16 protein-coding genes are annotated in these 20114 nt (G+C 49.6%); 11 read left to right on the top strand and 5 right to left on the bottom strand.

The features are described 5' to 3' along the window. The first annotated feature begins 22 nt into the window (after positions 1-22). Genes KW844_RS05395 through KW844_RS05375 form a run of 5 tightly spaced genes read left to right on the top strand, consistent with a single transcriptional unit; the run spans position 23 to position 5150 of the window. Positions 23-1150, top strand: coding sequence for a glycosyltransferase family 4 protein (locus tag KW844_RS05395; RefSeq protein ID WP_218375695.1), 1128 nt, complete (start codon positions 23-25; stop codon positions 1148-1150). Then, entirely contained in the window at positions 1150-2091 is a 942-nt protein-coding gene (locus KW844_RS05390; protein WP_218375694.1) for an NAD-dependent epimerase/dehydratase family protein, read from the top strand. Before KW844_RS05395 ends, KW844_RS05390 begins: the two co-directional genes overlap by 1 nt. A gap of 1 nt (position 2092) precedes the next feature. Then, positions 2093-3046 carry a glycosyltransferase family 4 protein gene (locus KW844_RS05385; RefSeq protein ID WP_218375693.1) on the top strand — a complete coding sequence of 318 codons (954 nt, stop codon included), beginning with the start codon at positions 2093-2095 and terminating at the stop codon, positions 3044-3046. Continuing rightward, positions 3043-3576 (top strand): hypothetical protein, encoded by a 534-nt coding sequence (locus KW844_RS05380; RefSeq protein WP_218375692.1) that lies wholly within the window; start codon positions 3043-3045, stop codon positions 3574-3576. The genes KW844_RS05385 and KW844_RS05380 overlap by 4 nt, the downstream gene beginning before the upstream one ends. A gap of 29 nt (positions 3577-3605) precedes the next feature. Continuing rightward, positions 3606-5150 (top strand): gliding motility-associated C-terminal domain-containing protein, encoded by a 1545-nt coding sequence (locus KW844_RS05375; protein WP_218375691.1) that lies wholly within the window; start codon positions 3606-3608, stop codon positions 5148-5150. Here the strand turns inward: KW844_RS05375 and KW844_RS05370 are convergent. Both KW844_RS05370 and KW844_RS05365 read right to left on the bottom strand, forming a co-directional pair. Beyond that, entirely contained in the window at positions 5134-5895 is a 762-nt protein-coding gene (locus KW844_RS05370; protein ID WP_218375690.1) for a tyrosine-protein phosphatase, read from the bottom strand. The genes KW844_RS05375 and KW844_RS05370 overlap by 17 nt on opposite strands. A gap of 41 nt (positions 5896-5936) precedes the next feature. Further along, positions 5937-6410 carry a GAF domain-containing protein gene (locus KW844_RS05365; RefSeq protein WP_218375689.1) on the bottom strand — a complete coding sequence of 158 codons (474 nt, stop codon included), beginning with the start codon at positions 6408-6410 and terminating at the stop codon, positions 5937-5939. 231 nt (positions 6411-6641) lie between these two features. On the opposite strand from KW844_RS05365, the gene idi reads away from it, so the two are divergent. Together idi and KW844_RS05355 are read left to right on the top strand one after the other, a co-directional pair. Continuing rightward, positions 6642-7181 carry an isopentenyl-diphosphate Delta-isomerase gene (idi, locus tag KW844_RS05360; protein ID WP_218375688.1) on the top strand — a complete coding sequence of 180 codons (540 nt, stop codon included), beginning with the start codon at positions 6642-6644 and terminating at the stop codon, positions 7179-7181. A 339-nt stretch (positions 7182-7520) separates the two neighbouring features. Next, positions 7521-8492 carry a hypothetical protein gene (locus tag KW844_RS05355; protein WP_218375687.1) on the top strand — a complete coding sequence of 324 codons (972 nt, stop codon included), beginning with the start codon at positions 7521-7523 and terminating at the stop codon, positions 8490-8492. Positions 8493-8656: 164 nt separating this feature from the next. Here the strand turns inward: KW844_RS05355 and KW844_RS05350 are convergent, their stop codons facing one another. Beyond that, positions 8657-9685, bottom strand: a complete 1029-nt coding sequence (locus KW844_RS05350; protein WP_218375686.1) for a hypothetical protein — start codon at positions 9683-9685, stop codon at positions 8657-8659. Positions 9686-9721: 36 nt separating this feature from the next. Continuing rightward, on the bottom strand, positions 9722-10426 hold the full coding sequence (locus KW844_RS05345) for a TMEM175 family protein (RefSeq protein WP_218375685.1): 705 nt from the start codon (positions 10424-10426) through the stop codon (positions 9722-9724). 161 nt (positions 10427-10587) lie between these two features. Here KW844_RS05345 and KW844_RS05340 point away from each other — a divergent pair, with 161 nt between their 5' ends. From KW844_RS05340 to KW844_RS05325, 4 genes are read left to right on the top strand one after another with little or no spacing between them, the layout of a single operon-like run. Beyond that, positions 10588-11934: a TolC family protein gene (locus tag KW844_RS05340; RefSeq protein WP_218375684.1), complete on the top strand. Its 1347-nt coding sequence runs from the start codon at positions 10588-10590 to the stop codon at positions 11932-11934. Between the two features lie 26 nt (positions 11935-11960). Continuing rightward, positions 11961-13112, top strand: a complete 1152-nt coding sequence (locus KW844_RS05335; protein ID WP_218375683.1) for an efflux RND transporter periplasmic adaptor subunit — start codon at positions 11961-11963, stop codon at positions 13110-13112. 23 nt (positions 13113-13135) lie between these two features. Beyond that, positions 13136-16309 carry an efflux RND transporter permease subunit gene (locus tag KW844_RS05330; RefSeq protein WP_218375682.1) on the top strand — a complete coding sequence of 1058 codons (3174 nt, stop codon included), beginning with the start codon at positions 13136-13138 and terminating at the stop codon, positions 16307-16309. 2 nt (positions 16310-16311) lie between these two features. Then, positions 16312-17064 carry a class I SAM-dependent methyltransferase gene (locus KW844_RS05325; RefSeq protein ID WP_218375681.1) on the top strand — a complete coding sequence of 251 codons (753 nt, stop codon included), beginning with the start codon at positions 16312-16314 and terminating at the stop codon, positions 17062-17064. 75 nt (positions 17065-17139) lie between these two features. Here the strand turns inward: KW844_RS05325 and KW844_RS05320 are convergent, their stop codons facing one another. Continuing rightward, the gene (locus KW844_RS05320; RefSeq protein ID WP_218375680.1) at positions 17140-20064 is read right to left on the bottom strand and encodes an FAD-binding and (Fe-S)-binding domain-containing protein; all 2925 of its coding nucleotides are present in this window, start codon (positions 20062-20064) and stop codon (positions 17140-17142) included. Positions 20065-20114: the final 50 nt, after the last annotated feature.

The raw sequence follows: 20114 nt of genomic DNA, 5'->3' as shown, positions 1-20114 counted from the left end.
CGAAAAAATTTAACCATATCACATGAAACTGTTTATCGTTGTAAACGTAGACTGGTTCTTCCTGTCGCATAGACTGCCCGTAGCACTGGCAGCCAAAGCCGCCGGCTACGACGTTACCATCGTAACAGCCGATACCGGCCGCGCAGATGAAATCCGCAGTCATGGCTTAAACGTCATTCACCTGCCTTTCAAGCGCTCCGGCATGAATATGAAAGAGGAACTCAATTGTATTCGCCTCCTGTACAATCTGTACAGGCAACATAAGCCGGATGTGCTCCATCACGTAACCATTAAGGTGGCATTATATGGCAGCATAGCGGCACGCCTCTCCAACATGAAGGGCTCCGTAAATGCCATCAGCGGCCTGGGATATAATTTCACCGGCGGCAGAAAAGGACTGGCACAGCGGGTCCTGCTCACCATGATGAAATTTGGATTCCGCGGTGGTAACCGCCACTTTATTTTCCAGAATGAAGATGATGTGAGTGTATTCAAGTCCCTGAATATTGTGGACGACCGCGATGTCACACTTATCAAAGGCTCCGGCGTGGACCTGAACGAATTCACCTTTGCAATAAAGCCACCTACTGCTGAACGCGTGAAGGTAGTACTGCCGGCACGTATGCTGCGGGATAAAGGGGTCATGGAATTCATAGCCGCTGCGAGACTGCTGAAAAAGGAACTGGCGCACAACACCCAGTTTATACTCGCCGGAGATGTAGATCATGAAAACCTCGCTGCTATCAGCGCTGAAGAGCTAACCTCCCTCACGGACGGTGAATATATCAAATGGATAGGTTACCAGAAAAATGTACGCCAGCTCCTCCAGGAAGCTGATCTGGTAGTACTACCCAGCTACAGGGAGGGCCTGCCGAAATCACTCATCGAAGCCGCCGCAGTAGGGCGCCCTATTATCACCACGGATGTTCCCGGCTGCCGCGAATGCGTAATACCAGACTACAACGGATTTCTTGTTCCCGCCCAGGATGCGGAAACACTGGCCGCCGCCATGCGACGCCTCGTATTATCTGATGAACTGCGTAAAGAAATGGGCGCTAATTCCAGGGAGCTGGCAGAAAGAGAGTTTGGAGTGGACAAGGTGATTGAAAAGACCCTTCATATTTACAGATCATTAGCAAAAGTATCGTAATGAATATTTTAATGAGCGGATACCGCGGTTTTGTAGGTACTAACCTGATGGCATACACGAAAGACAGGTGGACGGTAACCGGACTAACCAGGCATAAGGTGGCAAACGACGTATGTTCGCAAACTATTACCTGGGCAGAGCTGAACCAGTTGCCGCTGCCGGATGTAGACGCCGTCGTACACCTGGCAGGAAAGGCGCATGATATGAAGAATGTAAGTTCTCCAAAGGATTATTTTGAAGCCAATACCTACCTCACCCAGCAGCTCTTTGATCGCTTTCTAAAAAGTGATGCACGCTTCTTTATTTATTGCAGCAGTGTAAAAGCTGCGGCAGATAAGGTAACCGGGGTGCTCACGGAAGAAGCGCCTCCCATGCCGCAAACCGCCTACGGTAAATCCAAACAAATGGCAGAAGCCTACCTGCTGCAGCAACTGCTGCCGCCGGATAAACACCTTTATATCCTGCGTCCGTGCATGATTCACGGTCCCGGTAACAAAGGCAACCTGAACCTGCTGTATGGATTTGTACAAAAAGGTATTCCGTATCCATTAACCGCTTTCGACAATAAACGTTCGTTTCTTTCCGTAGAAAACCTTTGTTACATTATTGATGCACTGCTGGTCGCTGATGGGCGTATCCCTTCTGGTGTTTATAATCTTGCCGACGATGAGTCCCTTTCCACCAACGACCTCGTGCAGATAATGGAACAGGTAACAGGAAAGAATATACGAAAGCTCCATATCAATCCGTCGTTTATCAAAAGTATGGCCAGGGTAGGGGACTTTATCAGGTTCCCGCTTAATACCGACCGCCTGCAGAAACTGACGGACTCGTATGAAGTATCCAATACAAAAATCAAACAGGTGCTGGGGCTGGACAAACTCCCACTGGATGCAAGGTCCGGCCTGACAGCCACTATCCGAAGTTTTCAAACATCCTGATATGACCTATCTTATCATTATCACTATTTTACTGGTGGCCATGCTGGGCTATTTCAAGCTGGCTGACCGGCTCAATATCATCGATAAGCCTAATCAGCGCAGCTCGCATACCGAGGTGACTATCCGCGGTGGTGGTATTGTATTTCCACTGGCAGCTATCACCTATGTGCTGTTTTTCAACGGTGTTTCCTGGTATACCATTGGTGGCCTGGTGCTCATCAGCGCCATCAGTTTTGCTGATGACGTGAGTAGCCTGAGCAGCAAGGTGCGCCTGCTGGTGCAATTGATTTCCGTAGCGCTGATCCTTTATGGGATGGGGGCTTTTGGGGCCTGGCCCGCGTGGCTGATAGGCCTGAGCGTGGTGCTCATCATCGGCATCATCAATGCGTATAATTTCATGGACGGCATTAATGGCATTACCGGATTGTACAGCCTGGTGGCCTTCCTTTCCCTATGGTACATTAACACCTACGTGCATACGTTTACGGACAGCGCTTTTATCATTTGTCCGATACTGGCCTGCCTGGTATTTCTGTTCTTTAACTTCCGTACCAGGGCCCGCTGTTTCGCCGGCGATGTAGGCAGTGTATCCCTGGGATGCTGGCTGGCCTTGCTGATCCTCAGCCTGATCTGGCAAAGCGGCGAAATAAAATATATATTGGTATTAGCCGTGTATGGCTGCGATACGGTGCTGACCATTATCCACCGCCTGCTGCTGAAGCAGAATATTTTTGAGGCGCACCGCCTGCATTTTTATCAGATACTGGCCAACGACCAGCGGGTGCCGCACCTGATCGTGAGCGCCGGCTACGCCATGCTGCAACTGGCGATTGATGTGATGTTGCTGAATACCCACTGGGATTTTATTACCACGCTGCTCGTTGCCTGCCTGCCTTTAGCAGGAATTTATGTGGCCATGAAAAATAAATTGATGACAAAATCCGTTGCTGTATGAAAAAAGAAGTAGTTATATATGGCGCTGGCGGTCACGCACGTGTGGTGTCCGCTTTAGTCAGGGATCATAACCATGAGGTGCGCTGCTTTTTTGATGACCAGGAAACCACTGATACCGATGTGATGCCTTACCGCGGGGATGCTTTTCCGGAGGCAGCCATGGTAATTGCGATTGGGAACAACACCGTACGTCAGCGACTGGCAGATACGGTGGCACATTCATTTGGCACTTTTGTGCATGCAGATGCCAGTGTAGACGCGAGCGTTAGTCCGGGTGCCGGCACGGTAGTACTGGCCCGGGCAGTAGTGCAGGCGAATGTGCAGCTGGGTGCCCATGTGATTATCAATGCGGGTGCAGTGGTTGATCATGATGCTATTATTGAAGACTATGCACATATAGCTCCCAACGCCTACATAGGTGGCGGGGCACATATAGAAAAAGGGGTAGTGATTGGCGCCGGTGCAGTGGTAACACGCTTTGCACGCGTGAAAGCCAATACGGTGGTGCCACCGCTTACATTGGTGGTATAGCGCCCCTATTGTTAACGTATTAATTAAACATGCAATTATTGAAAACCCTCACGGCGATGGTAGCCGTGGCATTATTGAACAACAACCCGTCCTTCGCACAGGACATCAGCCTGGGTAACCCTTCGATAGAAGGGCCCCCCAAGGCTGGTAACGTACCGGTCCCCTGGTACAGAGCTTTTCAATCGCCCGATACCCAGCCCGGAAACTATGGAATTACGCTGCCTGCATCTGATGGTAAAACCTATGCAGGCTTTATTATTGGAAACCGCTGGCAGGAAGGAATTTCCCAGCAGTTACCCACGCCGCTTAAAGCTGGCAGCACTTATCAGCTATCCTTTGATCTTGCATTTCCTGTACACTATGACACCTTAACTTTATGTACCGGCACCATGGCCGTTTACGGTACCAACAGCCCCACAGAACAGGGCGAATTACTCTGGCAGTCCGGCACTTTCACCCACGAACAATGGCAGCGATATACCGCTAACATGCGGCCGGCAAAGGACTATAACTATATCCTGCTGATGTCATACCTGCCGCCGTCCTGCCCCGGCAAAAGCTATGCAGGTGCGCTGGTGGATCATTTATCGCCCAGCCTGGCGCAGGCGCCCAACGTGACCTTTGCCATCCAGCCTACCTGCAAAGGTAAAAGTACGGGAAAGCTGACGGTAATTGCCACCGGCGGAAAGCCGCCATACACCTATGAATGGCAGCAGCATGGAGAGCATTCCGCCACCATCGCTAACCTGGCTGAAGGGCAGTATAGTGTTACCGTACGATCCGCCAACGGAACCAGTGTAACAGCGGTAGCTAACGTGGAAGCCTACACGCTGGAGGTAAAAGCAATGCCTGATATGCCTTTATGTTATGGAGATGCCAATGGCGCCATTACTTTACATCCGCAAAATGGCGTAGGGCCGTTTGAGTTTGCATTCGCAAATGGAACGTTTAGCCAGGACAGTGTGTATGACGGGTTGAAAGCCGGTAATTACCGTTATGCTGCCACAGACGCTGTAGGCTGTATGATGAGTGCCACGGCAGTGTTGCCGCAGCCGGATGCACTGCAGTTTAGCCGCGTTAAAATTCACCATGTGAGTTGTACTGATGTGACAGACGGGAAGATTGTGCTCAGCGGCACCGGCGGTACTGCGCCGTATACCTACCGGCTGCAATATGGCCCCTGGCAGGCCGACAGCCTATGGAACGGCCTGGATGCGGGCGATTATCATCTCCAGATAAAAGACAAAAATAACTGTGAGATAAACACCGATTCAAGCCTGATACGCTACATACGGGAGTGCGCGGTATTTATGCCTACTGCCTTTTCACCCAACCTGGACGGACAGAATGATGTGTTCCGCGCCAAGGTGCATGATGCCGTAACGGATTTCCGGCTGGCAGTATATAGTCGCTGGGGCGAGCTGACATTTGAAACCCGTGATCCTGAAGGCGGCTGGGATGGCATGTATCGTGGCAAAAAGGCGCAGGCCCAGGTGTATGTGTGGATACTCACCTATACCGATAGCCGCCAGCAGGCGAGGAAACAAACGGGGACGGTTACACTGGTACGTTAGCCATCGGAATAGTATTATTCCGGAATGGATAAGTATCGAGTACTGCCCGGAGTTTTTTATTATTCGCTATGTCCTGGATAGCCTGTAAATGCTTATGGTGATGGAGGTCTGTACCTATGTAGTCGGCCAGGCCTTTCTGTAACAGGTATTCAGCAGCCAGTTTTATATGTTTACCATAATAGCCGGTGAGAGATAAGAGATTCACCTGCAGCATACAGCCACGTTCCTTGAAACGGGCATACATTTCCGGGTGCTGGTGGTAGTAGCTATACCTTTCGGGGTGTGCCATCAGCACCTGGTAGCCCGCTGCCTGGATATCAAACAGCCATTGAAAGATCTGAGGCGGGGCCGACATGAACGACATTTCTGCCAGTACCACGTTGTCGAATACTTTCATTAAAGGCTGTTGTAACAGCTGGGGGAGGGATTCATCCAGGTAATACTCACCGGCATGCCTGAACGAAATTGGGTTTCCTGCGGCCTGCAGGGCCTGGGCTACCTGCTGGTAAGGGGCGGCGAGGGTTGCAGCGGAATTGGGAAATCGATCCATCATTACATGCGGCGTCGTAATAATCTGGCGGATGCCCATTTCCTGTAAAGCCGTGATAAAATGAAGGCTGGTATCCACATCCTGCACACCATCATCTACTGCGGGCAGCAGGTGGGAATGCAGGTCTGTCCCCATAAATGCCAGCAAAGCGCTGACGTTGGCATCAGATGCATTTTTTTTACGGAAAAAAAACATAAGCGGTTTCGAATAAAGATTACAATTAAAATGCTTGTCCTTTACATCGAAATTAATGCCACAATCTGCTCCAGGTATAATTTATCGGTTTCGTCGAATTGGGATAAATGCTCGCTGTCTACGTCCAGTACGCCTTTCACCACACCGTCGCGGATAATGGGCACTACAATTTCGGAACGGGACAGGCTGCTGCAGGCGATATGTCCGGGAAATGCTTCCACGTCCGGTACAATCAGCGTTTGTGCCTGTTCCCAGCTGGTGCCGCAAACACCTTTACCTTTACGGATGCGCGTGCAGGCAATTGGTCCCTGGAAGGGGCCCAGTACCAGCTGATCTTGTTTTACGAGGTAAAAACCTACCCAAAACCAGTTGAATTGTTCTTTCAGCGCACCTGCAATGTTGGCGAGGTTTGCGATCAGATCGGGCTCTCCGTCTATTAATCCTGTGATCTGCGGAATCAGGGAAATATACTGTTCCGCTTTATTTCCGGTTGCTACTTTTAAATCTTCAGCCATAGCGCAAAGGTACGGCATTTGTGTTTCATGGTATTGTCATTCCGGGAGCGGCCTGCTGCGGCCATTCCGCAGGATGATCACCCATGTAAATATTTGCTCATTTTATGATTAATATCGTATATTTAAAAGAGTAACCATTAATGCGATCATTTAAACCAGTCTGGATTTCAGCGGCAAAAAAATCTGCTTAACTGCATGCTGAAAGCATAATTAAAATATCTTTGTTGCGCTATGAAACATCCTGAAGTTATTCTTGTAAACGAATCCGACGAGGCCATTGGCGCAATGGAAAAAATGGAAGCCCATGAAAAAGGGTTGCTGCACCGCGCTTTCTCTGTATTTATAGTCAATGATGCCGGAGAAATCCTGATACAGCAACGTGCGTTGGATAAGTATCATTCAGGAGGATTATGGACTAACACCTGCTGTAGTCACCCTTACCCGGGAGAAACTACGCTGGATGCGGCACATCGCCGCCTTCGGGAGGAAATGGGATTCGACTGCCCGCTGCAGGAGATATTTTCTTTCATGTATAAAAATGTTTTCGATAATGGCCTTACGGAGCATGAGCTTGATCATGTGTTTGTAGGCACCTATAATGGTCCTGTTGAAGCAGATACTACAGAAGTAAACAGCTACCTGTATATGTCTGCCGATGAAATCCTCACCAGGATGGAAACAGAGCCGGATAGTTTTACTGTCTGGTTTCATCGCGCATTACCAATGGTATTGCAACACCTCAATACGACCATCAACGAAGTAAAAGCATAAAGCACCGGTTTTGCCAAACTTTAGATGTTACCTGTGCCAGCGCAGTTAGTTTTGCCCTTGAGATATTCCTGCTGCAACCAGCAGTGGGATGATAGAAGCAACCATTCACCCGGTTGCTTCGTATACGGGTGCATATGCCACTACCTGTAAGCAAAAACGGCTGAATTTTAACTGTATCGTTTTAACTGTTAACCGAATAACTATCGCGGCTTTCGCCGGCGACTAACACCTGCATGCCTGTCCGATCCTTACTATGCTACTGCACAGCGGCCGCACGACCGTTGCCGTCACCCTACATTCTCTAAACCATAATATGTTAACTTTTAAACAATGAGGCACATGAATCTAATCCACCTTCCGCAATTGAAGTATCCGTTTCCATCCCGCGTGAATGCCCGCGCCGAAGATGCGCAAGCCCATATACAACAATGGGTACAAAAATTTGACCTTATCACCGACGAAAGAGCACTGTTCAAATTCAACAAGGCGCGCTTCGCATGGCTGGCAGCACGCGCCTTTCCTGATGCACCCTTCCCGGAACTTTGCCTCATTGCCGACTTTAATACCTGGCTGTTTTTGCTCGACGATCAGTGCGACGAGAATACAGCAGGTAAAAAATCTGATTACCTCCGCACCATCATGGCCGGCCTGATGGATATCTTCCACACCAATAAGGTATTTAGTCTGGAAGATGCCGGCCCTTTGCCTGCTTCATTATCCGATATCTGGGAACGCATGCGCGCCATCAGCAAACCCGCCTGGCGCCTGCGCTTCATCCGGAGTATGGAGGATTACTTTAACTCCTGTATCTGGGAAGCAGAAAACCGTGAAGCCGGCAGAATACCATCCGTAAAGGACTACGTACGTATGCGCCCCTTTACCGGCGCCCTCTTCGCAGATGTGGAGGCTATCGACATCATTGAGAAAATTTACCTGCCCGGGGAACTCCTGGAAAATTCCATTCTCCAACGGATGATCCTGGCATGTAATAATATCGTTTGCTGGGCAAACGATATCATCTCCTGTACAAAAGAATCCAAAGCAGGCGATGTACATAATCTGGTGCTGGTACTACAGCACGAACAAAACCTTCCACTACAGGAAGCCGTAGCGGAAGCCACCCGTATGCATAACGAAGAACTGGCCATCTTCCTGGTATTGGAAAAGTTACTCCCGCATGAAGATGTGCCGCTTAATTATGAGCTGATTCGCTATGTAGCTGTGTTGCGCAGCTGGATGATCGGCAATTACGAATGGAGTGTACTCGATACCGGTAGGTATGGAGTGGCGATGCAACAGGTAGTGAGATAGGATTGGAGCAATGATAACTGGCAGCGTAGAGACGCCTTGGAGGCGTCTCTCAAACGACAATCTCCGCTAAATCCAGGAAATTGATGGTAGCGGAGATTGTGGAGGAGACTTAAGCGGGGAGACGCCTTCAAGGCGTCTCTACACCGCTGGGTAATACATCCCCATTACTTTTTACTGAAACGGCGTTCAATCAGCCGCCCCAGCCCCCAGAAGCTCAACGCCAGTATGGCGAAGAACAATCCTTTGTTGGTGCGGTCCCACAGGTATTCAAAATAGCGGGTATATAAGTTCAGGAGAAAGAAGATGATGCCCATATCGCGGATCATGGGATCTTTACGTTTCAGGCCCCAGAGGAAAGTCAGAATACATTGCGCTGTAAACGCAAACACCCAGAACAGCAGATGTACCTGCCGTAACTGCTGCCATTCCGACCAGGAGGCGGTATTCCCAAAAATCGAAATCAGCCAGCCAGACAGCAAAAAGAGCAGCCAGCCGCCACTGCGGGTAATATCCTTGATAGGCGCATATAAACGGGAATTCCTTACCAGTACGCCCGTGAGTACCAGCAGGGCGCCCAGTACCGCCATGCGGCAGGGGAGGTTCATGCCCAGGAAAAAGGGGGCATCATCCGTTATATAATAGGTGAGCTTTACATAAGCCGGTATCAGCGATAGCAGCATGGTCACCCATAGTAAGCGGGAGTGTAACGCCAACGCCAGTACGCCATAGATAACCGTTGCCAGCAGCCAGAAGGCACCGTAATTACCATCCAGGTAGTCCATGGACTTGCCCAGATATACCACGGTAACGCCTGTACTGAGCACCGGTAGCAGCCAGAAAAGTTCACGGTTAAACGAAAATCCAAGCTCATGGCGCTTTTTACGCCAGCCATGGTAGCAAAGGGCTACCGTAACGGCCGCAAAGAGGAAAGCAATCACACCGTCGGTGAGACTGAATTTTTTCCGCAGTATCTCTATCCATTTCTCATCCAGCACCAGAGAGCCAAAGGCCATCAGTGCACAGGAAACGGCAGCAATGAATATATATAATGCGATAGTTTGCCAGTCCGTGGTGCGAACCTTCACGGTTTCATTCAGCTGCCTGGCCTGATCCTCACTGATCAGTGACTGGTGCTGCCATTCCGCAATGGCCCGGTGGAGTATGCTGGCTTCCTTTTTATCTACCTCTGGCATGCGTTGTTAGATCTGGTGATAAAATACGACAGGACACTACACTTGTTTATCTACAATATGCACGGCCCGTAACGTGTTACGCTTCTTGATTTTTAACCGGAAATAATTGAACAAAGCCAATGCCGGGATAATCCAATAACTCAGATATTGATAATGTACATTATCCGGAAAGAAGAAATAAACCATGGAAATCACCGTGAACCCGGTGGCCATCGTCAGGAAATTATACTTGTACCGCTGATACATAATCTCTTTTTCGGTATAATGCCCCGGGGCTGTAATGGATGGTTTCTTTTGAAACGCATAGTAGGCCATCCAGAACATGGCAGCCAGGCAGCCAGCCAGGTTGCAGAGATAAATAAACAGCGGCAGGATAAAGTGTGGCTGAATATGCACCATCGCCCGGGCCGCAAAAGGAAAAGTGATGATGAAAAACAGGAAAAACAGGTTCCTGGTGACCAACCCGTTATCCTGGTGATGCAATAACCGGAATAACTGCAGGTGACGCCGCCAGAAATTAACCATAAAAATAAAAGTAGCTACAAACACCAGCGCCTGCATCGTCATGGGACGCAGGTAGTTCATGTAATCGGCTACAGGTACAGCATCAGGGATCTCAGGTAACTTAATATCCAGGATCAACAGGACAATGGAAACCGCAAAAACAGCATCACTGAAGTGAGCAATGCGCACCAGTTCCAGCTCCCGCTGTTCAGATTTGGGTTCCTTAATAACAGACATTGACATAATAGGAGCGTATCTTTATAAGCTTCGTACCGGCAATATACAAAGTATCCCCCAAAGTAACCCTTTCTGCCTCATGCCACATTTTCTTCCGTCAACATTTTCAACATTTTATTGTTATCTACCTAACAATCGTCATAGACCGTCAATGATTTAATATGCGTGGCAACCAATTGCTGTTATCTCTTCTGCTTATTACAGGATTTCAGTCTGTTTTCGGACAGGCAGATACCGCTAAAGGCGCTTCCTACGCCTTCAACCTGGAAGATTGTATCAAATATGGACTGCAACACCACCGCGATGTGGTGAATGCGCACCTTGATGTCAATTTTTCTGAAGAACAGGTGAAGGAGGCTACCGGTAAACTCCTGCCACACGGCAATATATCTGCCTCTTTCAACGACAATATGAAACTGGCAACCTCCCTGATCCCCGATATCGCAAATGGGAACTATGATGTGAAGATCCCGGTGCAATTCGGTACCAGGTACGCATCTGCGTTAACCGGGCAGCTGGACCAGGTGATCTTTAACAGCGACTACTTCCTCGGTCTCAAAGCCTCCAGGGTGTATACCGACCTGTCAAAGAAAAGTCTTACCCAAACCAATATCCAAACCACCGTAGCCATTACCAAAGCCTATTTTGCGGTGCTTACAGATAAGGAAAATATCCGGCTGACAAAGTCAAATCTTCAACAGCTTACCAAAACACTGGAAGATACCCGTCATCGTTATGACGAGGGCGTAGCCGAAAGAATTGATGTAGACCGTATCCAGGTATCATATAATAATACGGTTACCCTGGTAACCAACCAGATACGTACCCTCGTATATGGATTACAGTTACTCAAATTTCAAATGGGTATGCCCCAGGAAACTCAACTGACCCTCACTGAATCAGTGGATGATTTTAACGGGGAACTTTACCTCGCTGATACCGTCGATTATAAAGCTGAAGACCGCATCGAGTACAGTATGCAAACCACACAGATTGCACTCAATGAGCTCCAGCTTAAAAGCACGAAAATGAAATACCTGCCGCAGCTTTCCGCTTTCGTGAACTATGGCTGGAACTATTTTTCAACAGACTTTGGAGATCTGTATAAAACCGGATTCGGCGCCTCCGTACTGGGGTTAACACTCAACTGGCCCATTTTTACAGGTACAGAACGCCTCCACCTGATCAGACAAAATAAAATCACCGTCGAAAAATCCCGTAACGACCTCGATTACCTCGTTCAGTCCATCAGCAACGAAGTGAAGCAGGCCAATACACTCTACCTGAATAACAGAGACAATTTTGCTACCGCCAAGAAAAATATGGATCTCACCCAGGGTATTTACGACAGAGTAGTATATAAATATGATCAGGGTGTTAGCACCAGCCTGGATGTACTATCTGCCGAAAATGAACTGACGCAGGCCAGGGTAGACTATATCACCGCATTGCTCAACATCCTCGTCAGCAAAACTGATCTGGATAAGGCCATGGGTAAAATCAAGTAATTCGTCAATCGTAATTTCTTCTCCATATGTATCTTAACAAATATTCGAACATACTTCTGTTTTCATCAGCAGTAATCCTCAGCGCTTGCGGAGGAGGAAAGAAGAATCAGCAGGCAGCTATGATGGGTCAGATGAAAGCTACAGTGGTGCCATACGTTGTACAGGCTGGCTCCTACACGGTTTCGGAGAAGTTCCCGGCAACCCTTACGGCCAATAATATCGTGGAAATCCGTGCGGATGTTACCGGCTTCCTCGATGCCATCAAAGTACCCGATGGCGCTGATGTACAGAAAGGAGAGGTACTTTACGAAATTGAAAGGAGTCGCTACACGGCCGCCCTGGACCAGTCCGCCGCCACCCGCCAGCAGGCAGAGGCCGACCTGGCACAGAAAGAACGTGACTACGAACGCTATAAAAACCTCCTCGAGCACGACGCCATATCCAAACAAACAGTTGATCAGGCCTACACCGCCATGCTTACCGCTAAAGCTAATCTGGCAGCCGCACAGGCAGCCGTAGCCCGCGCAGGTACGGATGTGAACCACTCCCTGATCAAAGCGCCCGTGAGTGGTAAAATTGGTATCGTCCTCATTAAAGTAGGAGATATCGTAAATGCCGGCCAAACGCTGATCAACACCGTGGTAAACGAGCAACCGATGTTTGTGGACTTCGACGTGTCCCAGTCCCGTGTCCAGGAGTTTACGAAACTCAAAGTAAACCCTGGTGATATCAAGTTCCACCTGCAATTCACCAACGGAGAACGTTACAATGAAACAGGTGAACTCATCACGATTAATAATACTGTAGACCAAGCTACAGGTACCGTAAAAGTGCGTTTGCAGTTTGCCAACAAGGACAGACTCCTTACCTCCGGTATGAGCCTGGTAGTGATCATGGAATACAATACAGCACCCACACAAGTCGCCATTCCGGCAAAAGCCATCATACAAAACCTTTCTGAAACAAGCGTAATGCTCATTAATAAAGACAACGTCATCCAGCAAAAAGGGATTGATCCCGGACCCCAGGCAGATACTATGCTGCTGATCAGATCCGGATTGAACGTGGGCGATAGAATAGTCGTGGATGGCCTGCAGAAAGTAAGACCAGGAGATACGGTAAACATTGCCGGTGCCACACCGCCACCTGCTGCCACAAAAGCTCCTGCCGGTAAATAAATCATCAAAACTGCATTCACAGCATGATTTCGAAAACCTTTATAGAGCGCAAGAATACTACGATCGTAATTGCTATACTCATCGTGATTGTAGGTTTGATCTGTATGTTTAATCTACCGATCGCGCAGCTGCCGGATATTGCTCCGCCCGTAACGGATGTACGTGCCAGTTACGTGGGCGCCAACTCCACCACGGTAGAAGAAACGGTAACCACTCCCATCGAAAACCAGGTAAACGGTACCCCCGGCGCCATGTATATTCAGAGTGTGAGCGCCAACGATGGATCTATGAGTCTTACCGTTACCTTCAACCTCGGCACAGACCCCGATATCTCCACCCTGGACGTACAAAACCGCGTGAGTCTGGCGTTGCCCAGTACGCCGGATGAAGTACGTCGTGTAGGCGTTACCGTGAAGAAGCGTTCCAATGATATGTTGATGGTAATCGCAGTGAACTCGCCCAAAGGCTCACATAGCCGCGAATTCCTCGATAACTACGTAAATATTTACCTCAAACCTGAGCTGGCGCGCTTGTCCGGAGTAGGGGATGTAAATGCCTTTTCCCAGGACTATAGTATGCGTATCTGGCTCAACCCGGATAAGCTGGCCGCCCTCGGCCTTACTGCCGGAGATGTGGCCGCAGCCATCACAGAGCAAAACCAACAGGTGCCCGCAGGTAGCGTAGGCGCACCGCCAATCGATAAACACCAGGCTTTTGAATATACCGTTAGTGTGAAAGGCCGCCTGGCTACTTCTGAGGAGTTTGGAAACATCGTAATCCGCCGCAGTCAAAATGGTTCGTTGGTGCGACTCCGTGATGTAGCCCGCATCAACCTGGGCTCCTTCACCTACGCTATCGAAGCGAAAGCAGATGGCAAAACCGGTTCGGGTGCCGCGATTTATTTGTCGCCCGGCGCCAACGCCCTGGATGTAAACGACCGCGTAATCGCACGTATGGAGGAGCTCTCCAAATCATTTCCGGAAGACATGCAGTGGCTGGTGCCCTTTGAAACCACTTCTTTCGTAAGAATTTCCATCGAAGAAGTAATTCAAACATTCCTGGAAGCCTTGCTGCTGGTAGTGATTGTGGTGTTCATCTTCCTGCAAAACTGGCGGGCCACCCTCATTCCTGTGCTGGTAATCCCGATATCCCTGATTGGTACCTTCATCTTCTTTCAGCTCCTCGGATTTTCCATCAATACCCTCACGCTCTTTGGTTTCGTACTCGCGATCGGTATCGTGGTGGATGATGCCATTGTGGTGGTGGAGGCGGTGCAGCATCACATCGATGCGGATTTGATGTCGCCGCGGGAAGCCACGTTCAAGGCCATGTCAGAGGTGCAGGCGCCGGTAATCGCCATTGCCCTGATACTGGCGGCGGTGTTTGTGCCGGTGGCATTTATTCCCGGTGTAAGTGGGCGCTTGTATCAGCAGTTTGCCCTCACGATCGCATTTTCCGTGCTGTTGTCGGCATTCCTGGCGCTAACCTTAACGCCTGCACTGACAGCCATCCTGCTGAAGCCTGCCCATCTCACAAAAGAATCACATGGCTTAAATAAATTGTTCTATAAATTCAACGTATGGTTTGGAAAAGTGACAGAGCGCTATGGAAACGGCGTCAAACATGCCATCCATCAAACCTGGATCGTACTCATTATCCTGGTCGGCTTATTTGCAGTTGCCGGTTATCTCTTTAAGAAAACGCCTACCACCTTTGTTCCTCAGGAAGATATGGGGGCTTTGTTTATTGCCCTGGAGTTACCGGACGCCTCTTCATCAGGTCGTACTAAAGAAGTGATAGAACAGATTAACCAGATACTGCTGGCCGACAGCGCCGTGAGCCATTTCTTTGGCATTGCGGGTATCAACTTTGTGGCCAACGCTACCAAACCTAACTCGGGTACTTTCTTCGTGAGTCTTAAACCATGGGACGAGCGCTATGCACACGGGGACGACATCGGAACCGTAGTTGGCAGGATACAAGGGAAGGCCGGCCGCATTTTAGGCGCTACTGTTATTTGTATTCCTTCTCCTACGTTACGTGGTTTAGGTAACTCCGGTGGTTTCTCCTTCATCATGGAACAGAAAAGTAACCCGGATATGGCCCAGCTGAACCAGGTGCTGGGGCAGTTCCTGATGGCAGCCAATCAGCGCCCGGAGATTGCCCGTGCTTACGCTTTCTTTAGTGCCAATACGCCGCAGTTTAATGTGGAAGTGGACAGGGATAAATGTAAGCAGCTGGGAGTGGCCGTGAGCGATGTTTTCGGTGCACTGCAAACGTTCCTCGGAGGATTGTATGTAAACGACTTTACCCGCTTCAGCCGCAGCTTCCGCGTAGTGCTGCAGGCCGATTCGCTATATCGTACCAGCATTGATAACCTGGCCACTTATTATGTGCGTAACAACACCGGCCAGATGATTCCACTCAGTGCGCTGATCTCCAGTAAAAAAGGAGGCGGTGCGCCGGTAATCAACCACTTTAACCTGTACCGCTCTATCGAAATCGACGGGGATGCACAACAGGGCTATAGTTCCGGGGATGCGATCAAAGCCCTGGAGGAAGTGGCCGCGCAGGTGCTGCCATCCAACTTTGGTTATGAGTGGGCCAACGTATCGTTGCAGGAAATTGAGGCCGGTAATAAAAGTCTCCTCATCTTCGGATTATCAATATTGTTTGTATTCCTGTTGCTGACGGCCCTTTATGAAAGCTGGTCCGTACCATTTTCCGTACTCCTGGCGGTACCGGTGGCACTGTTCGGTTCCATCTGTGCGCTGGCACTCACCAAACAGGCAAACTCCGTGTACTCGCAGATTGGTTTGATCACCCTGATCGGGTTGTCGGCCAAAAACGCCATCCTGATTGTGGAGTTCTGTAAAGAGCGCGTAGACAGAGGGATGCCGTTGCTGCAAGCCACGCTGGAAGCGGTAAAGCTCCGTTTCCGCCCGATCCTGATGACTTCCTTTGCATTTATCCTCGGGGTAATGCCGCTTTGCTTCGCTAAAGGTGCGGGCGCCGCCTCCCGTGTAAACATCGGGTTTACCGTGGTAGGGGGGATGCTGGCTGCCACTTTTGTGGCTATCTTTAGTGTGCCGGTATTATACGTACTCATCACCAAACTGGCCTACGGTAAGAAAAAACTGGCAGAACTGGAGCAGTTTGGTAACGAAGACAAAAAACCTAAAGGACTCGGGGAATAATCATGAAAAACACAGAAAGATTCAGCTCAAGGGTAGAAAATTATGTAAAGTATCGTCCGCATTATCCGGACAGCCTGATACCGTTTCTCAAAGAAGTTGGTGTATTGCACAAAGATACCGTGGTGGCCGATATTGGCGCCGGTACGGGAATTTCTGCGGAACCATTTCTGGAACAAGGTAATAAGGTATATGCAGTAGAGCCCAACAGGGAGATGCGGGAGCAGATGATCAAAATACTTTCGCCCTACTCACAGTTTGAGCCTATAACGGGCACGGCTGAACGTACTACGCTGGCAGATGACAGTGTGGATCTGATCGTTGCAGGGCAAGCCTTCCATTGGTTTGATGCGCCTGCTGCCAAAGCTGAATTTATTCGTATAGGCAAGCCCGGTAGTTATGTTGCGCTGATCTGGAATGTGCGTCAAACGGAGCATCCTTTTGAACATGCCTACGAAGCGCTGCTGCGGAAATATGGCACCGACTACGCCACCGTGAATCATAAAAATATTACCCCTGCCCAAATGGAGGCTTTCTTTGCGCCCGCCACGTATGCGCTGAAGCAGTTGACACATGCCCAGCAATTTGATTTCAAAGGGCTGAAAGGGCGGTTACTGTCCGCCTCCTATGCACCGGAGTCAGGGCCACAGCATGATGCTATGCTACGGGAGCTGGAAGATATTTATGATAAATTCCAGGTGAATGGCATGGTGAAGTTTCACTTTTTAACGGAAATATATTTGGGGAAACTACGCTAGCTTATCAAAAACAAAAATTCCGGACCATAGGTCCGGAATTTTTGTTTTCACCCGTGCCGCAGGCACGGGTGAAAACTATGCGAGTGATTCAAACAAAATTTCAATCGGATGTTTCGCAATTACCCCGGTACCATCTTTCACCTGGTGGCGGCAACTCGTACCCGGCGCCGCAATGATAGTGCCGGAAGCAGCATTGCGCACCGCAGGAAACAGCACCATCTCGCCAATTTGCATACTCAGGTCGTAATGTTCCTTCTCGTATCCAAATGACCCGGCCATACCGCAGCAACCGGATGGAATCACTTCCACGGAGTAGTTACTCGGGATAGACAGTATTTTTTTACTGTGCAGGGCAGATGACAGCGCTTTTTGCTGGCAGTGGCCGTGTAATTTGATATGTTGCGTGCGGGTAGTAAACTGTGCAGCTGTGATATTGCCTTTGTCGGCTTCTATCGCGAGGAACTCGTCCACCATGTACACATGTTTGGAGAGTTCTTGTGCACCTTTGCGGAGTCCGTCCCGTACCAGGTCAGGGTATTCATCGCGGAAGCTCAGGATGGCAGAAGGTTCCACGCCCAGCAGTGGTGTATTTTCGTTGATGATAGTCTGGAAAATGCGAACATTGTCTTCTGCAATTTCCCGCGCTTTGCGCAGCAGGCCTTTGGACATATACGCTCTGGCGCTCTCCGGATGCTCTATCATCTCCACCTGATAACCCAGCTTATGCAGCAGTTTTACTGCTTTGATACCGATCGTAGTATCGTTATAGTTAGTAAACTCATCGCAGAAAAGGTACACCTTGCGGCTGCCGGTTTTGCCTTTCTTTTCAGACGGCCATATGCGCGTATACCAGTTCCGGAGGGTGGTAGTATGCAAAGTAGGCAGTGAACGTTTAGGTGCAAACCCGGAGAATTTACGTATAAGGCTGCCCGTTAGTGGATTTTTTACAAGACTGTTATAGATAGATGGTGCGATAGCAGCCAGTCCGTTGAGTCTGGAATAGTTGCCGATCATGTTGGCACGCATCGGTACCCCGTTGGCATCGTAGTAGTGCTGGAGGAATTCCATTTTCAGCTTTGCCATATCCACGTTGGACGGGCACTCCGACTTACAACCCTTACAGGCCAGGCAGAGGTCCAGTACTTCGTAGATTTCTTTATGGTCGAAGCGGTTTTCCTTGTTGGAATGGGTGAGGAATTCGCGCAGGATATTGGCCCTGGCGCGGGTAGTATCCTTTTCGTTGCGGGTAGCCATGTAGCTGGGGCACATGGTACCGCCGCTGAGCTGTGTTTTACGGCAGTCGCCACTACCATTACACTGTTCCGCATGCTGGAGAATGGTTTGCTCCGGGAAGTGAAAGATGGTATTGATAGTAGGCGCGGCCTGTCCTGGCTCGTAGCGCAGCATGCTGTTCATGCTGGGCGTATCCACAATTTTGTTGGGATTGAAGATGTTTTCCGGGTCCCAGGTGTATTTGATTTCCCGCAGCAGTTCATAGTTTTTATCACCCACCATTTGTTTGATAAACTCGCCACGAAGGCGGCCATCGCCATGTTCGCCGGAAAGGGAGCCATGGTATTTCTTCACCAGGGTGGCAATTTCTTCGGCAATCTTGCGGAAGAGGTGATTGCCTTCTACTGTTTTCAGGTTGATGATAGGGCGGAGGTGAATTTCACCGGAGCCGGCATGGGCGTAGTGTACAGCGTATAGACCGTACTGTTTCAGGATGTCGTTGAAATCACGGATGAAGTGGGGGAGGTCTTCCACGGCTACGGCGGTATCTTCGATTACCGGCACGGCTTTTTCATCGCCGGGCAGGTTGCTGAGTAAGCCGAGTCCCGCTTTACGCAGTGCCCATATTTTTTTGCTGTCGTCCCCGAAGAGCAGCGGGAAGTGGTATCCCAGGCCAGCTTCGCGGAGCTTTGCTTCCACTTGTGCGCATATGGCGGTAATTTCTTCGCGGGTATTGCGACAAAATTCCACTACCAGGATGGCGCCGGGATCTCCCTGTACGAAGAAGCGGTTTTTGCTTTGCTCAATATTATCTTTTGTGCACTCCAGGATGTAGTGGTCGATCAGCTCACTGGCGCTGGGTTTGAAGTCCATTACCAGCACGTTGGCGCGGAGCGACTCATCGATATTATTGAAGTGTATGCACAGCAGGCCCACCTCTTTGGGAGGGATGGGGTCTACATGGATTTTTATTTCAGTGAGGAAGGCCAGGGTGCCTTCTGATCCCGCAATGAGTTTGCAGAAGTTGAAATCTTCTGTGCCGGCGGTGAAGGGGCTGGTTTCCAGCAGCATGTCTACGGCATAGCCGGTGTTGCGGCGTGGAATGCTCTTTTTAGGGAACTCTTTCCTGATTTCAGCTGCGTTGTTATGATTGCTGAGCGTGGTACGGATCTGTTTATAGATGCGTGTTTCCAGTGTGTCCGGGCCTTCGCATTTCTGGTGGAAGGTTTCCGCATCCATGGAACCGAAGGTAACTTCCTGGCCATCGCTGAGGAGGGCTTTTACTTCCAGCAGGTGCTCGCGGGTACTGCCGTATACCACGGAGTTGGAACCGCAGGAGTTGTTGCCCACCATACCGCCGATCATGGCTCTGTTGGCGGTGGAGGTTTCAGGGCCGAAGTACAGTCCGTGTGGTTTGAGGAACATATTCAGTTCGTCTCTGATAACGCCTGGTTGTACGCGTACCCAGCCTTCCTCTTTATTCAGTTCCAGAATTTTTGTAAAGGTCCGGGAAACATCGGTGATGATACCGTTGCCTACTACCTGCCCGGCGAGGGAGGTGCCGGCAGTTCGCGGTATCAGTGATGTTTTATTTTCACGTGCAAATCTGATCAGTGTTTTAAGATCTGCTTCATCGGCCGGAATCGCCACTGCTAAGGGCATTTCGCGGTATGCCGAAGCATCTGTGGCATAAAGGGTCCGCATCGTATCGTCTGTGTATAACGTGCCTTTCAATTCCCCGGCCAATTGCTCTAGCTTGTCGCGCATGATATATGTACCTGTTTTGAGAGGGCAAAATTAATATATCATTGCGGCTT

It is taken from the genome of Chitinophaga sp. sic0106 (genome assembly GCF_019219075.1).
GTDB lineage: Bacteria > Bacteroidota > Bacteroidia > Chitinophagales > Chitinophagaceae > Chitinophaga.
This window is presented reverse-complemented; position numbering and strand designations above follow the sequence as displayed.